Origin of the sequence: Melghiribacillus thermohalophilus, from assembly GCF_004342905.1 — a bacterium.
Taxonomy (GTDB): domain Bacteria; phylum Bacillota; class Bacilli; order Bacillales; family Alkalibacillaceae; genus Melghiribacillus; species Melghiribacillus thermohalophilus.
This window is the reverse complement of sequence record NZ_SMAN01000010.1, coordinates 65,263-80,103: the sequence shown is the minus strand read 5'-3', so window position 1 is coordinate 80,103 and position 14,841 is coordinate 65,263. Positions and strand designations below refer to the sequence as shown.

Below are 14,841 nucleotides of genomic sequence, written 5' to 3'. Positions count from 1 at the left end.
ATATCCATCACCAATGACCCCTCTTACGCTGCCTCTTCTTTTTTCGGTATACGAAATGCCAGAATGCCGCTGATCAATAGGAAAATAAATCCGATGAGATAAAATAATCCGTTATACCATAACCCTAACAGTCCAATGACAATGATGGCTGTTCCACTTACTTTGGGAAACTTCCAGGCTGTAAATCCTAATATCATGGCCAGGGCTGACAGCCAGAACATCAGCGAGCCGTCATTGGCCATCTCGTTTTCCCCAAATAAAGATCCTGCAGCAGTCACAAGAAATCCGCTTCCGATGCCGAATAACCCTCCAATTATCGCCAGTACAGAAACCCATGTTTTCATCTGTTAACGCCTCCTTTTTTAATGAAGATGGTGTAACGGGGAGATGGTTCTCCCCGCCCGGGTTACTCTTGAATATCGCCCGCTTCTATTTTCCAGATCGCCTGTCCTGTGGTGAACGGGTCTTCAAAGATGAATTCGTAATAGTCACTCTCCTCCACATCAAAGACGATTTCGCCTTTCATCTTTCGGCCTGGTCCTAATTCTCCATCAAGACTTCCTTTTCCGTCGACCAGTGCCATATCCATGGTGTAGCCATCAGCAGTCATCAGGCCCATGTTGAGCATGGTTGAAATGGCTGCGCTCTCATCGGAAGTATTTTCAATCTCGAGCTCAACGGCTACAAACTTATCATATTCCGGATCAAACAGATCGTCCTCAACGACTCTTGCACCGGTTAGTGTAAGGTTTAGGTCATCAAATTTGACCGTATCTCCAACGGCAAATACGTCTGTTTTCGGTTCTTCATCCTTGCCTTCTTCCGATGTTTGCCCATCATTCTGTCCTTCTTCCTCTGAAACCTCATCCGTTTCATCCACTTTTTCCACGGTTGATTCGCCGCATCCGGCGAGAATGATTCCAAAAACAATGAAGAATCCAGGCATCCATGTGAATTTGTGTTTCATGTTCAAATTCCCCCTGTATGAATTCGAGTTTTTCATTCGTACCTTTCCATCCGTTCAGTGCCAGTGAACATGTATTCCCAATCTTCTCCCTCCTCCTGGATGTATTGAAAAAAGATCAGGTACTGCTCGGATTTTAGGTACGTTTTCCTTTTACCTTTCATGTATGAGTATAAAAAAAGAGGTATGCCATTTCTGGCATACCTGAGTGAAACTTTTTAAGCATGTTTTTCGTATGGGAGTTTTTTTCGCAGTTTTGAGTTGCTGGCTTTCTACCATTTAGACTCCAATCCTGCTTTATTTTTCAGCGTTGATTGAATTGCGCCTGATGCAAAAGAGATATGTTTACTCATAAAGCTTTTGCATTTGCTGAATCTCTTCTTTAATTTCTCCGGCCAGCCATTCGGGGGCGATGACCTTTGCCTGATGGCCCCAGGTGAGAATCCATCCTTTGAGTCCCTTACTGATTTTGGCTTTCGTTGTTAAAAGAAAATGCTCGTCATCCACCTGTCTGATATCCGCATCGAGACCAAACCGGTCAAGTACAACATTAATGAGGTCGTTGTGGAATTGAATTTTGATCCACTGGTTTTCGCCCGCGAACATGTGGAAGGACTGATCAATGTACTGCTTAATGTCGAGCTGTTCGCGGCGGAACTTTTCATCGGCTACCGTTACGTCTCGCATCCGGTCAAGCCTGTAGTGGCGAAATTCTTCAGTGGGTCTGAACTTGCCGATTAAGTAATAAAAATCGTTTTGCCAGATGAGGGCATAGGGTTCAACGTCATACCAGCTTCCCTCCCGGTGGTATTCGAATTCTTTTTTGACGTTATGTTTGCCGTACTTGAAGTGGAGCACATGATTACTGGAAATGGCCTCGTGAATCCGGTCGATGTTGAGTTTGATCAGGTTATAGTCCGGGTTGGCGGACTGATAGTAAATGAGTGGATCTGGCAGGGATCTGGCGATATGTCTGCTGGTGAGCTGTTTGATTTTTTCGATCAGGAGCTTTTTTTCTTTTTCGGTGATGAATCGGGCAGACAGAATCGCATCCACCATCAGCCGGAGCTGGTATGTTTCAAACAGGCGGGCCTGGTGGCTGTACATAGCTTTGCCGTGGGGCCCGGTGTTGACGATGACTTCAAAATTTTCATCGTTTAAGGCTTCGATGTCCCGCTTGAGGGTTCGTTTGTCGAAGTCAGCTTCTTCCCCGAATTCCAGTTGAAGTTTGGTTATGATTTCTTTCATGGACAGCTCATGCTCTTCATCCGTTTCCCGAAACAGGATTTCTTTCAGCTTGAGCAATCTGCGACTCGCGTTAATGTCGGGCATAACGAGAACCTCCTTCTTTGCCGGTGCCTGTTACTAGTCGAATAATCTTTGTTTCATGATTGCGCTTCCCCTTAGAAAATTCATTATTTTCCATTCTAATACGTTTACCAGATATAATCCAGACACCTTATTCCGGTGCCAGTCACCTGTCGAAAAGTTTTGAAGACTTTGAAGGGTTTTTGATTTAACTGCTAAAATGAACAAAAATGAATTAGTTTACCAGAATCTAGGTACCCTATTTGCCAGTGAAATGAATGGTATTCCATATTACTTTTTGGATGAACAAGCATCTCGCAGGTTAACGCAGGCTTATATGCCAGGGGGTGTTAAGATATGGTCAAATTAAGCTTGTTTGAGATGAAAAGAACCAGAAGAGGCTATACCGCCACCAGAAGGCAACATGAGGAAATGTTGGATGTTGAAATAATCATGGATGAATATGACAACCTTCACCCTGATGGAAAATATGTTCACAGGAAAACCTCCTCGATTGAAAATACGAGAGATGTATCACTATTGTAAAAAGCACGGGATTAAGCCTGAGGATTTAACGGATGAACAGCGGGAAAATTTTAGGTATTAATTTTATAAATCCAGGAGTTCCAAAAACCAGTAACCCCATAACTGTATTCAACCACACAGTTATGGGGTACTTTTTAACTGTTTAAACAGCTGATTGTTTTCAAGCAATCCTTCTGTCTATGTTCATCAGTGCTTACCAATCAACTGAAAATAGTTTACTTTAAATAAATACCTTTAGGAAATATGAAACCTACACTCTCTCCCTCTCCTCATAATTCCCCCACAGATGATCAAACCTGGTGTAAGCAAGGGGCGGGCCCAGGTTTAAAATGTTATCCGCAAAATCAATGATTACGCACTCCTCTGTCCCGCCAAATTTCGGTCCCCGAAGTCCCCGGCCGACAATTTGTTCGTACAGCACTTCGCTTGTGGTTGGGCGGCAGATGACAATATACTCTGTTTTTGGAGCGTCAAAGCCTGTAGTGAGAACGCCGAAGTTAAACAGAAATTCAATTTCACCATTTTTAAAGGCTTCAATATGCATTCTCCGTACTGATTTGGGTGTTTTGGCTGAGATGGAGACAGCCGTTCGCCCGAGCGAATTCATTACGGATGCTAAAAATTCGGCATGCTCAACGGTACAGGCATATACAAGCGTGGGACTTCCTGCTGGTATATTTTGCAGCTGCTCTACAATGATTTTATTGCGCTCCTGATCTTCCGCAAGTACACGGAGGAATTCCGGAGTAAATTCCCCTTCCTTGTCCCTAATGTCATCTTCATCTATTTTGATTGGCCGATTATTTTCATAAACATAATGTTTCGGTACAGCTAAATACCCCTGGTCACGGAAATATTTCAGGGGATTCTCGGCGTACTCCGGGTCATCGTGAATTTCCGGCTTAATTAAATAAGCCTCAAACTGATCCACCAGGGTATGGATGGAATGATCGCTTCTCCCGGGTGTTGCTGTTAAGCCGCATACTGCAAAAAGCTCTGATTCTGTCCATTTTTTTGCTTTTTGAAACAGGTTCTGGTACATGTTTGCCGCAGCGTGGTGGGCTTCGTCAATAATCATGGCGCCGCAGTTTTTCAGGACTTCTTTTATAAATGCATCTTCTTTTTTTAAACGGGAGTGAATCTGGTGGATGCTGGCGACCACCGCTCCGCCATTTAAAGCATCCGGTTTGATGTCGTTTCCGCCAAAATATCGGTAAATTCGCAGAGTCTCAGGAAACTCTTTATCCATCCACATATCTGCAATACAGGTGATGGCCTGTTCACACAGTTCCTCACTCTGGGCAATCCAGATCATATATTTACCTTCATGGAAGCGGGGCTGCATCCATTCGATAAAACTTTCCACGGCGATCCTCGTTTTTCCCCCGCCTGTCGGAAGGGACAGCATGCATCGGGTGTGATTGCCCTCCAGCCGAAGGACCTCAAGCATCTCTTCTTTCATTTTTTCCTGATAAGGGGCAAGTTTTGGAACCCTTTTCCGTGGTTTGATATCTTCAAAAACTTCTTTTTTCTCAGTTTGCGGGGCTGAGATTCCGGCAAAAATGATTGGCAGGCCAAGTGCTTTCACAAAATCCCGGGGCCAGACGCCACCTGAAAACCACCTTTTTGTGGCCAGTTCTCTGTACATGTAGCTCACGCTTGTAATTTTCTTTTTCGGATTGGGGTGTTTTTTATATAGTTCTTCTACCTTTTTGTCATCCAGTTGTTTTAAAAGATAGATTCTCAGTTCCCGAATGGCTCTGGAATGACCGGCAAACAGCTCGGCTCCTTTTCGCATGATGTATAGCCGCATCAGTTCTCTTCTATGTAATATATCCTTCCCGAGGTCTGCGAGAAGCTGATTTAGTTTTTTTAGCTGATCCTTCCCAAGCAGTGCATGAATATGCTTATCAGGTACACCATACACATGGATGAGCAGATCTAGCGCTTTTTCGATGTCCTGCTCCGATGGATATTCCTTCATGCTCCTCCCACCTTTATCTCCGAATCTATTACCTAAAGTATAACATTATTTGACAAACAGGTGTGCTCCCCCACATGGTGCCAGTCACCTGTCGAATAAACGCTGCGTAGCAAAGTGTAATGGCCGTATGTATATTGCCGAATGAAGAAAGGTCCTCCCTGAAAGGATCTCGTACCAAACCAGAAATGAGGAGGGATGACCCTGTGGACGAATGACTTTTACAAAACGACCAGCTTAAATACGGAGGTGAGACCAGAAGAAAACCCCATGTACGCAGGAAGGACTACTGGGAGAATGGTACCCCGTCGTATGAGAGAGGCTTTAAGGAGGATGTGACTTATGGAAATGGACCAATCTATTACTCTAAAAGACAAGTCAGGTCATAATGGTCATACAAACAGTATACAAAAGAAAGGGTTTTGTAAAGCCGTTACATCAGGTAGGGTTTCGTCAGGTCCCTGGCACAGATCGAATGGTTGCAGGTACCTGATAAAGGACTGAATTTTAAAAAAGATGCAGGGGTTCTGGCAGATGTTTGACACCATCTGTTCTATATAAATTTCCACAAAATTAAGGGAGGCGATGTGATGAAACTGGCAAAAAGAAATCGTAAGTTGTTCGATGACTGGATCAGGAATTTTTTTAAGGAGGAGCGGAGAGCGACAAGCAAGGAAATATGGGAGAAACTACAACAGGACCAACCTCGTTTAGGGAAAGCCATTAAGCGTGCCGGCGCCAGGGTTGGAGCCAGCGCCTATATCGGCCGTTATTTACTGAGACCCATCACGAAGGAAGGATGGCTTCATGTTTTGAATTGGGAATGGATGGTTCAGGCGACTCCTGAGAGATGTTATCATTGTTTTTCTGCGATAGACGATATCTATGTCATTGATGCTGAAGAAAACCGATATTGCAGTCTGGACTGCCTGGAAGAATGTCCGGAGGCTCGTGATCCTTATGACAGCTACTGGGATGATTATGTGTTTTTGTATATGGATTTTGCCGACTTTCATGGTGAGGCAAAAGATTTGCGTCATTGTCTGCCTTCACCCGAAAACCATCTCGGGGTTTGCCGTCTTTTAAAGAAAATGGATCAGTGGTTTGAGTTTCCTGACTATGATGATATCTGGTTTAATGGCGGTGATGACGGTCCCATTGCCAGGGAAATGTATCGGATGCTGCGTCTGCTGAATCAGGATGATGAGCAGTTGAAAAGCCTCGAACGGGAAATGCGGGAAGCCAGGGGAAAACAAAAGATGATCTATTCGATAGAAGTTTTGAATTTGGAAGGCCAGTTGAAGGAAAACAGGGCCTTTCATTGTTTTTTCCGCAAGAATATAAAATATTTTGATGAAATACGGCATATGTTCTCAACGGAGGATGTCTGGCTGTGGCACGACTGGGGGAAAGAGCTGGAAGAAATACTCCCTGGTGCCTACCGAAGTATAAATGAATTTAGGTGCCCGTCGTGTGGAAGGATCGGAGAAGACAACCGATTTGAAAGATTGGAAGACAACTATAAATATTGTGAAGAATGTTATGAGATGCTGGATATTTAAATACAAGGGTGCCGGGTGTCAAGCCCAGAAAAATTGACAGGGGGCTTTTGGGTTTCTTTTTCATCCCTCTTTTCCCTGTTTGGACAAGCAAGCATGATCCAGGGATACACTGTATCGCGATGCACGCTTGAATGATCTGGCAGTCGCAATCACTGGTATCCCTGTTCTAAATGTTGCCGTACCGTTTCTCCTTTCCTTTCAAAACGGGTTTGTTTTCGTGTATCATTCATAAATAAGCTTCTCAGGCAGGGTATTCGTGTTTGTCGTATAAATGTCTGTGATAAGGGCATCAACCACCGTCACCTGTCGAAAAAACCAGAATGTATTGACAGGTGACTGGCACCAAAACAATTCAAAATTTTTGTAACTTTAAAAATAGTTAGATATAATCTACCTAATAAGGTATGAAAGGATGATTGTATGGAACCTAAGCGAACCGTTTATATCAATGAATTTACAGATGGTATTTTAGACCCCTTTCAGGAAATGAAGTATGCGGTCAAGAACGGCGGCCATATCGTCGCAAATACAACACCCGGCTGCTGGGGCCCGATGATTACACCTCAATTAAAAGGCGGTCATGAAGTCACAAAACCCGTCTATGTAGAAGGAGCTGAGGTTGGAGATGCGATTGCCATACATATTCAGTCCATCGAAGTCACTTCCATCGCAACTGCCTCAGGCAATGATCAACCCATCGAAGGCCGATTCCTCGGAGACCCCTTTGTCGCAGGAAAGTGTCCAAACTGTAACACCTTAAACCCTGAGACCGAGATCAAAGGAATTGGTGAAAAAGCCGTTCGCTGCAAAACCTGTGGAGAAGACATCACCCCTTTTGTTTTCACCAATGCGTATACGATGACCTTCAATGACAAACGGACAATCGGACTGACCCTTGACCAAAAGGGTGCGGAAAAAGTAGCAAACGATGCCAGACAATATATGCAGACACCGGAAAACTCCATCCAGAACCCCATTGTGTCTTTTGCTCCCCACGACCTGGTCGGAGTCATGGCCCGGATGCGTCCGTTTCTTGGACAGCTTGGCACAACACCGGCAAGACCACTTCCGGATTCCCATAACGCCGGAGACTTTGGTCAATTTCTAATTGATGCTCCCCATGACTATGGCATCACAGCTGAGGAACTGGAAGACCGTACAGATGGACATATGGATATTAGCCGTGTACGGGCCGGCGCTGTTGTGATTTGTCCGGTAAAAGTACCAGGAGGTGGCGTTTATTTAGGGGATATGCATGCGATGCAGGGAGACGGAGAAATTGCCGGTCATACGACTGATGTATCGGGCATCGTCAACTTGAAAGTGGATGTTCTGAAAAACCTCCACCTGGAAGGCCCCATTATTTTGCCTGTTGAAGAAGATCTGCCCCATTTAGCCAGACCCTTCACAGATGAGGAGAAAAAAGACGCCCGAAAACTAGCGGAATCCTGGGGGCTTCCATCCGTTGAAGAATCCCTTCCCCTTCAGTTTGTGGGAACAGGCGCTAACCTCAATGATGCGACCACCAATGGAATGGAACGGGCCGCAAAACTTCTAGGCATTTCCGTTCCTGAAGTGATGAACCGGGTAACCATCAACGGAAATATTGAAATCGGGCGCCACCCTGGAGTTGTAACCGTCACATTTCTAGTGCCAAAAAAGATGCTGGATAAAGCTGGTTTACTGGAACTGGCTGAAGAACAATATGAATAAGCAGTCTGACCAGTCCGATCTAACTACCTTTTCCAGAAGAAATCAAGTCATCACACTTATGCCTGTTTAATATAAAATAATAGATCTGTCACTCGAAGCAGGATTCAACATAAATCACTTTCCCTTCATTCACAACTGCATGACTCCAATCACACTGCACTTTCTTGTACCTTTTCCGAAACAAAGAATCCCAATTGTGACACTACAAATCGATCGATTGTTTGCTAGCCTGCATCTCGCAGGCTGGCTTACGAAATTATTCTAGCGCTTGTATGTTTTCTGTTATATGTAAGCGCTTACTATCTGTATTTTATCGAAAAGAGGCGATGCTGGCACTACACGACAAACGTTTTTCACATATCCCGGAAGTGACCCTTCAGAACGAAAATCACAGGATCATTTCATCTCCCTTTAACGCTCACCAAATAAAATGAGGAGGTATTTTAATGGAAATTCCAAAGGAAAAACTCATCTGGATGTATGAAACCATGGTGAAAAGCCGCTATTTTGAAGAACAAATGGAACAGGCCTACATGGAAGGAAAAGCACCTGCGTTTAACATTGGGGCTGGACCCGTACCGGGCGAAATGCACTTGTCGAATGGACAGGAGCCTGCAGCGGTTGGCATATGCGCCCATTTAACCGATGATGATACGGTCACATCCCCCCACAGGCCCCATCACCATGCTATTGCCAAAGGGGTAGACTTGAAAAAAATGACCGCGGAAATTTTCGGAAAAGTAACAGGGCTCGGCAAAGGAAAAGGCGGGCATATGCACCTGTTTGATCCTTCCGTCAAATTTTCATGCGGAGGAATTGTGGGTGCGGGCATTCCCCATGCAGTGGGAGCAGTATTAACCGCCAAAAAAAGAGGAACCGATGATGTGGCGGTTGCGTTCATTGGGGAAGGTGCCGCCAACTCTGGCGCTTTTCACGAGTCACTAAATCTGGCAGCGCTGTGGAATCTGCCTTTAATTGTCGTCGTGGAAGATAACAAATACGGCATTTCGGTGACAAAGGAAAGCTCTACCGCTGTGGAATCTAATGACCTGCGCGCTCCTGCCTATGGAATTGCCGGCGAAAAAGTGAAGGACAACGACCCGATGGCCATGTATGAAGCATCCAAACGCGCCGTTGAACGGACCCGTGCCGGTGAGGGACCAGCCATCATTGAAATTGAAACCTACCGTTACCTCGGGCACTTCCAGGGGGATCCCGAGCTGTACCGCCCGGAAGGTGAAGCCGATTCACTGAGGGAAAAAGACCCGATCATTCGCCTGAAAAACTATATGCTCGAACAGAACCTGTACACTGAAGAAGAACTAACAGAACGTGAAGAAACGGTGAAAAATGAGGTGGATCAGGCCTTTGAATTTGCCCGGAATAGTGCTGATCCCGCCCCTGAAGATGCGCTTCAGGATGTTTTTGCGGAATAAGTTGGGAAACAGGGTGGGATTAAACTGCCACATGAGTCAGCGGTGAAATAACGATGAATACATTCAGCACAGATGATTTTAGAGAGACCGTTTGTAGCATATCTTTCTTCATTCCACAATAAGCAAAACTCAACGAAAGGAAAGTTGAGGGCATCCCCCCGCTTGTCACAGTGCTGAAGCCAGCTGCAAAATCATTTAAAAATGAGAGGAGTTTGTGAGATGGAAACGACCAAAAAAGAACGGATGTTAACGGGAAATAAAGCCATGGCTGAGGCCATCGCTCAGGAAATGGAAAAGAACCCTGAGGTTTTTGTCCTTGGCGAAGATGTGGGAAAATACGGAGGTATTTTCGGATCAACCGAAGGGTTATTGGGTAAGTTTGGGCCGGATCGGGTCATGGATACACCAATATCGGAAACAGCCTTCATCGGGGCTGCTATAGGTGCTGCAGCTGAAGGCATGCGGCCGATTGCGGAGTTAATGTTTGTGGATTTTCACGGGGTTTGTATGGACCAGATTTACAACCATATGGCTAAAATTCCATATATGTCGGGAGGAAATGTAAAACTTCCCATGGTGTTAACCACAGCTGTCGGCGGCGGCTATAACGATGCTGCCCAGCACTCTCAGACACTCTATTCTTCCTTTGCTCATCTGCCGGGTATGAAGGTGGTGGCACCTACCACTCCATATGACATCAAGGGTATGATGACATCGGCCATTCGGGATGATAATCCAGTGGTATTCATGTTCCACAAATCCCTGCAGGGGCTCGGCTGGATGGATCTGATTGAGGCTTCGGTCGGCCATGTGCCGGAAGAATCCTACACTGTACCCCTCGGCAAAGCAAAAGTGATGCGTGAAGGAAAAGACGTGACCATTGTTGGCATTCAGATGATGACGGTGTACGCACTGGAAGCTGCGAATAAACTGGCGAAAGAAGGAATCGATGCGGAAGTCATAGATTTGCGTTCCCTTGTACCTCTGGACAGGGAAACGATTATTCATTCCGTTCAAAAAACTCATAATCTACTCGTGGTAGATGAAGACTACCGATCCTATGGGATGACAGCTGAAGTCAGTGCCGTAGTTGCCGAGGAAGCTCTGTACGATCTGGAACATCCCATCAAGCGCCTCGCTATTCCAGATGTACCGATTCCTTACAGCCGTCCGATGGAAAACTATGTCATTCCTAATGCAGATGCGATTTACAAACAGGTAAAAGCCATGATTTCAGAATAAACATGCTCATACACACTAGCACGGTAATATTTATGAGGAAGTCTGACACAGAGAGGTGATCAAGCTATGTTTGAAATAAAACTTCCAAGAATGGATGATGACCACGAAAAAAGTTCGATTGTGTTCTGGTATAAACAGGAGGGGGATGAAGTATCCGAGGGAGATACCCTTGTGGAAGTGCAGACGGAAAAATCCGTATCAGAAATTGAAGCCGAGACGGATGGAATTTTAGAAAAAATCCTTGTTCCCCGGGGTGGGGTTGCAAAAGTCGGGGATGTACTATGCATCATTAACCCAGAACCAGGCCAGGCTTCAAAAGATACGGAAAAATCTGGAGCAACGGTCAGCACAGACATAAAAGATGGTAAAAAGAAAGAATTTGTCCGCGTTGCTCCCCGCCTGCGCAAAATCGCTAAAGATCTGGGGGTCGATTTAACAGCAGTGATCGGAACCGGACCAGGAGGAAAAATTACCGAAGAAGATATCCGAAATACAGCGGCAGAAGGGGTTTCTTCGGAAGAACGTCCTGGCAGGCCGCTTCAGGGAATTCGCAAAACCATTGCTGCCCGGATGATGGGAAGCCTGCATAACAGTGCCCAGCTGACGGAAACAGCCTATGCTGATGTCACCAGTCTCTCGGAACGGCGCAGCCAGCATGAGGTAAAATTGAGCTGGAATACCTGGATTCTGTCTGCGGTCATTCAGGCCCTTAAGGAACATCCTTATATAAACGGAACGCTGGAAAATGGAAAGTTAAAGCAAAGTGAGAAAATCCATCTGGGGATTGCAGTAGATACTGATCATGGGTTAATGGTGCCGGTGGTGAACAACGCGGAGCAATTATCTCTGACTGAGCTGGAGGAAGAAGTGAACACGAAAGCAGAACAGGCCCGCTTCCTGAAATTGTCAAAGGATGAGCTCTCTGGAAGCACCTTTACCGTGACAAACCTCGGAGCATACGGCATTCACTTCTTTACCCCCATCATCAACCCGCCGGAGATCGCCATTCTCGGCGTGGGACAAATTGAAGAGTACCTAAAGAAAGAAGATGGGGAAATCGTAGAACGAAAACGACTCCCCCTGAGCCTGACCTTTGACCATCAAGCTGTCGACGGGGCTCCCGCAGCCCGATTCCTAAAAACTCTGACCAGCATCCTCGAAAACTAATTCAATCATATTAACTGCTTCGGAATCTATTTATAAAACTAAATGATGAAAGTGGTAAAATTGTCATATGGCTTTAGGAGAAATCTGGCATGACATTTAAATCTATTTAACCATAGTGGTGGTAAACATATAACTGCATACGGATTGGGTGTAGATGGTAGATGATGGGAAAAAGGGACACTGAAGCCAGGCAATTACCATTTAGTTCGAGCGGCTCTGGCGGAATAAGACGTTTATAATGACTAAACTTCCAATTTTGCAATACTTATTTACTGTAAAGGACGTTTTCTTTATATGATTATACGTCCCTTAACTTTCGAAGGGTAGACTACCTGAATCAGCAAAAACAGGCACAAACCTATAAACTCCAGATTCCGAGTAACAATTTAAAGCATATCTTGTGATAAAGAATGCCCCATAACTGTGTCAGGACGCACAGTTATGGGGCAAAATACCTATCCAGATTCCTCACACAAGCCTCTTCCGGAGTTTTCCGGAAATATAGTCGATCGCGATGACGACCACCACAATGGAAATAATGATAAAACCGAGCTGCGGCCAGTTGCGGTTCTGGGCTGTGATCAAGATGAGCGTGCCGATTCCCCCGGCACCCACGAGTCCGAGGATCGTGGAAGCCCGAATGTCGATTTCAAACCGGTAAAGGGCAAAGGATAAAAATTCAGGCAGTACCTGGGGCATGATGCCATAGAAGAGTATCTGGATTTTGTTTGCCCCGTTGGCTTCCATGGCCTCCACTACTTTCATGTCAATGCTTTCAATGACCTCGGCATACAGTTTCCCCAGCATGCCAAAGGCGGTGAGGCCAATGGTGAGCACCCCTGCAAAGGCTCCGGGACCCACGGAAATGACAAAAATAATGGCGAGAATTAGTTCCGGAAACGTCCGATCCAGAATCAGAAACCATTTTCCCATCGTATTCCACACAGGCGATTTCACCATGTTTTTGGCAGCCCAGAATCCAAAAGGTACGGCCAGAATAGCAGCGATCAGCGTTCCAGCATAGGCGATGAAAATCGTTTCTAATATTTTATCAAACACTTTTCGCCACTCCGTAAGATCTGGGGAAAACAGTTTCGGCAGCACCTGTCTGATGTTTTCATCCAGTTTTTGCAACATGGACCAGTCCATCGCCCGAATGACCCCTGAAAAAGCCCAGATGTAAATCACCAGCAGGATGACGGCAATCACAAGGTTTCGGATCCGTTTCTGTTTCAATCTTTCTGGCTTAGGAGGGAGAGACCCATTGTTTTCCATCAGACCACCCTCCTTCTCAAGAAGTTACTGACGGTTTCAATAAAAATGACCGCCGCCAGAAGCAAAATTAAAATAGCCATCACGTTTTTGTACTGCAAGAAGTTCAGCTGCGTGTCAATGATGGAACCGATTCCGCCGGCGCCCACAAATCCGAGTACAAGGGATGCGCGGACATTCAATTCGAAAACATACAGGCCATATGAAATGAACTGGGGCAAAACCTGAGGTACGACACCATACCAGATGACCTGCAATAGATTTCCTCCCGTTGACTGAATGGCTTCCAGCTGACGGGGGTCAATGGTCTCAATCGTTTCACTCAAAAGTTTGGCGAGAATGCCAAGGGAAAACACCGTTAAAGCCAGAATTCCCGGCAGGATACCGACCCCGAACAGACTGACAAACAGTGTCGCGAGCAAGATATCGGGAATGGTCCGCATCAGGTTCAATAGGTTTCGGAAAAAATAGTAGACATATTGATTTTTGACGATCGTATTCGCCGAAAGCAGGCTTAATGGAATACAGATGATCACCGAAAAAGTAGTGGCCACAATCGCAATCTGGATCGTTTCAATCAGCGGCCCGATCGCATGGGGGATATAATCCCAGTTTGGTGGAAACATACTTAACAGTTTCATGAAGACTACATCTAGATTGCTGAAAAACTCAATGAAATCGGACTCGGTTTTATGCAGGCTGAAAAAATAAAACAGTGCAACCATCACCAGGGTAAGGGTCACCCGCATTTTCATGCCCCTGGGGTAAATGGAAATGTGATGTTGAGTAGACTGCATCTTACTCACTTCCCCTCAAATCATGTTCTCGAATGGGCCGGTTGTAAATCTCTTCAAACGTTTTTTCGGTTACTTCACTGGCCGGCCCGTCGAACACAATTTCGCCGTCCCTCATGCCAATGATGCGGTCTGCATACTCCATCGCCATGTCGATAAAGTGCAGGTTGACAATGGTGGTGATGTGGTCTTCCTGATTGATTTTCTTTAAATATTTCATCACCTGATGGGAGGTAGGCGGGTCGAGGCTGGCAACCGGCTCATCAGCCAGTATGATTTTCGGCTCCTGGGTCAGAACTCTGGCGATGCTGACCCTCTGCTGCTGCCCCCCGCTCAGCTGATCTGCCCGCTGGTATACATACTCCTCAATGTTCACCCGTTTTAAATTTTCATAAGCAAGAGCCCGGTCTTTTTTGGAATATAAATTGAGAATGCTCCGCAGTGTGCCTGTATGACCGAGTCTGCCGCTGATCGTATTTTTCATCACACTGGAGCGGTTGACGAGGTTGTAGTTTTGAAAAATCATGCCTACTTTGGTGCGGAGTTTCCGCAGTTCTTTTCCCTGGAGTTGGATCACGTTTTCTCCATCCACATACAGTTCACCGTAAGTCGGGGTAACCATGCGGTTGATGCTTCGAATAAATGTAGATTTCCCGGCACCGGACAGGCCGACGATAACGACAAATTCTCCTTCATCAATGGTGACATTGACATGTTTCAGCCCCTGTGTGCCATTGGGATAAACAAGTGATACATCTTTAAATGTAATCATGCAAAACTCCCCTTCATCTTTCATGCCCTGTCATGATATGCGAGGCATTTATCTCGTTCTCATTCTTAAAAAACAGGGAGAAGC

General features: G+C 45.6%; 13 protein-coding genes. 6 read left to right on the top strand and 7 right to left on the bottom strand.

Going from position 1 to position 14,841, the window contains the following annotated elements:
- Positions 1-23: 23 nt before the first annotated feature.
- The 3 genes from EDD68_RS08590 to EDD68_RS08580 all read right to left on the bottom strand — a co-directional run bounded on the left by EDD68_RS08590 (position 24) and on the right by EDD68_RS08580 (position 2,296).
- Positions 24-344 (bottom strand): hypothetical protein, encoded by a 321-nt coding sequence (locus EDD68_RS08590; RefSeq protein WP_132371837.1) that lies wholly within the window; start codon positions 342-344, stop codon positions 24-26.
- Between the two features lie 62 nt (positions 345-406).
- On the bottom strand, positions 407-967 hold the full coding sequence (locus EDD68_RS08585) for a DUF4352 domain-containing protein (protein ID WP_165902119.1): 561 nt from the start codon (positions 965-967) through the stop codon (positions 407-409).
- A 342-nt stretch (positions 968-1,309) separates the two neighbouring features.
- Entirely contained in the window at positions 1,310-2,296 is a 987-nt protein-coding gene (locus EDD68_RS08580) for a helix-turn-helix transcriptional regulator (RefSeq protein WP_132371835.1), read from the bottom strand.
- A 333-nt stretch (positions 2,297-2,629) separates the two neighbouring features.
- On the opposite strand from EDD68_RS08580, the gene EDD68_RS08575 reads away from it, so the two are divergent.
- Positions 2,630-2,818, top strand: coding sequence for a hypothetical protein (locus EDD68_RS08575; RefSeq protein ID WP_132371834.1), 189 nt, complete (start codon positions 2,630-2,632; stop codon positions 2,816-2,818).
- Positions 2,819-3,068: 250 nt separating this feature from the next.
- Here the strand turns inward: EDD68_RS08575 and EDD68_RS08570 are convergent, their stop codons facing one another.
- Positions 3,069-4,802: a DEAD/DEAH box helicase gene (locus EDD68_RS08570; RefSeq protein ID WP_132371833.1), complete on the bottom strand. Its 1,734-nt coding sequence runs from the start codon at positions 4,800-4,802 to the stop codon at positions 3,069-3,071.
- A gap of 587 nt (positions 4,803-5,389) precedes the next feature.
- On the opposite strand from EDD68_RS08570, the gene EDD68_RS08565 reads away from it, so the two are divergent.
- The 5 genes from EDD68_RS08565 to EDD68_RS08545 all read left to right on the top strand — a co-directional run bounded on the left by EDD68_RS08565 (position 5,390) and on the right by EDD68_RS08545 (position 11,919).
- The gene (locus EDD68_RS08565; RefSeq protein ID WP_132371832.1) at positions 5,390-6,361 is read left to right on the top strand and encodes a hypothetical protein; all 972 of its coding nucleotides are present in this window, start codon (positions 5,390-5,392) and stop codon (positions 6,359-6,361) included.
- A gap of 420 nt (positions 6,362-6,781) precedes the next feature.
- Positions 6,782-8,074, top strand: a complete 1,293-nt coding sequence (locus tag EDD68_RS08560; protein ID WP_132371831.1) for an acetamidase/formamidase family protein — start codon at positions 6,782-6,784, stop codon at positions 8,072-8,074.
- 446 nt (positions 8,075-8,520) lie between these two features.
- Entirely contained in the window at positions 8,521-9,510 is a 990-nt protein-coding gene (locus EDD68_RS08555; protein ID WP_132371830.1) for a thiamine pyrophosphate-dependent dehydrogenase E1 component subunit alpha, read from the top strand.
- Positions 9,511-9,729: 219 nt separating this feature from the next.
- Positions 9,730-10,752 carry an alpha-ketoacid dehydrogenase subunit beta gene (locus EDD68_RS08550; protein ID WP_132371829.1) on the top strand — a complete coding sequence of 341 codons (1,023 nt, stop codon included), beginning with the start codon at positions 9,730-9,732 and terminating at the stop codon, positions 10,750-10,752.
- A gap of 66 nt (positions 10,753-10,818) precedes the next feature.
- Positions 10,819-11,919: a dihydrolipoamide acetyltransferase family protein gene (locus EDD68_RS08545; RefSeq protein WP_132371828.1), complete on the top strand. Its 1,101-nt coding sequence runs from the start codon at positions 10,819-10,821 to the stop codon at positions 11,917-11,919.
- Between the two features lie 468 nt (positions 11,920-12,387).
- On the opposite strand, the gene phnE (EDD68_RS08540) is transcribed toward EDD68_RS08545, so the two are convergent.
- Genes phnE (EDD68_RS08540) through phnC form a run of 3 tightly spaced genes read right to left on the bottom strand, consistent with a single transcriptional unit; the run spans position 12,388 to position 14,757 of the window.
- A complete protein-coding gene (gene phnE, locus EDD68_RS08540) occupies positions 12,388-13,194 on the bottom strand; it encodes a phosphonate ABC transporter, permease protein PhnE (RefSeq protein WP_132371827.1) in 807 nt (268 codons plus the stop codon).
- Positions 13,194-13,988, bottom strand: a complete 795-nt coding sequence (gene phnE / locus EDD68_RS08535) for a phosphonate ABC transporter, permease protein PhnE (protein WP_132371826.1) — start codon at positions 13,986-13,988, stop codon at positions 13,194-13,196. Before phnE (EDD68_RS08535) ends, phnE (EDD68_RS08540) begins: the two co-directional genes overlap by 1 nt.
- 1 nt (position 13,989) lies before the next feature.
- Positions 13,990-14,757: a phosphonate ABC transporter ATP-binding protein gene (gene phnC, locus EDD68_RS08530; RefSeq protein ID WP_132371825.1), complete on the bottom strand. Its 768-nt coding sequence runs from the start codon at positions 14,755-14,757 to the stop codon at positions 13,990-13,992.
- Positions 14,758-14,841: the final 84 nt, after the last annotated feature.

Coding starts and splice junctions, on each gene's coding strand:
- EDD68_RS08575 (WP_132371834.1), top strand. CDS start 2,630: ATGGTCAAATTAAGCTTGTTTGAGATGAAAAGAACCAGAAGAGGCTAT.
- phnC (WP_132371825.1), bottom strand. CDS start 14,757: ATGATTACATTTAAAGATGTATCACTTGTTTATCCCAATGGCACACAG.
- EDD68_RS08560 (WP_132371831.1), top strand. CDS start 6,782: ATGGAACCTAAGCGAACCGTTTATATCAATGAATTTACAGATGGTATT.
- EDD68_RS08565 (WP_132371832.1), top strand. CDS start 5,390: ATGAAACTGGCAAAAAGAAATCGTAAGTTGTTCGATGACTGGATCAGG.
- EDD68_RS08550 (WP_132371829.1), top strand. CDS start 9,730: ATGGAAACGACCAAAAAAGAACGGATGTTAACGGGAAATAAAGCCATG.
- EDD68_RS08570 (WP_132371833.1), bottom strand. CDS start 4,802: ATGAAGGAATATCCATCGGAGCAGGACATCGAAAAAGCGCTAGATCTG.
- phnE (WP_132371827.1), bottom strand. CDS start 13,194: ATGGAAAACAATGGGTCTCTCCCTCCTAAGCCAGAAAGATTGAAACAG.
- EDD68_RS08555 (WP_132371830.1), top strand. CDS start 8,521: ATGGAAATTCCAAAGGAAAAACTCATCTGGATGTATGAAACCATGGTG.
- EDD68_RS08590 (WP_132371837.1), bottom strand. CDS start 344: ATGAAAACATGGGTTTCTGTACTGGCGATAATTGGAGGGTTATTCGGC.
- phnE (WP_132371826.1), bottom strand. CDS start 13,988: ATGCAGTCTACTCAACATCACATTTCCATTTACCCCAGGGGCATGAAA.
- EDD68_RS08545 (WP_132371828.1), top strand. CDS start 10,819: ATGTTTGAAATAAAACTTCCAAGAATGGATGATGACCACGAAAAAAGT.
- EDD68_RS08580 (WP_132371835.1), bottom strand. CDS start 2,296: ATGCCCGACATTAACGCGAGTCGCAGATTGCTCAAGCTGAAAGAAATC.
- EDD68_RS08585 (WP_165902119.1), bottom strand. CDS start 967: ATGAAACACAAATTCACATGGATGCCTGGATTCTTCATTGTTTTTGGA.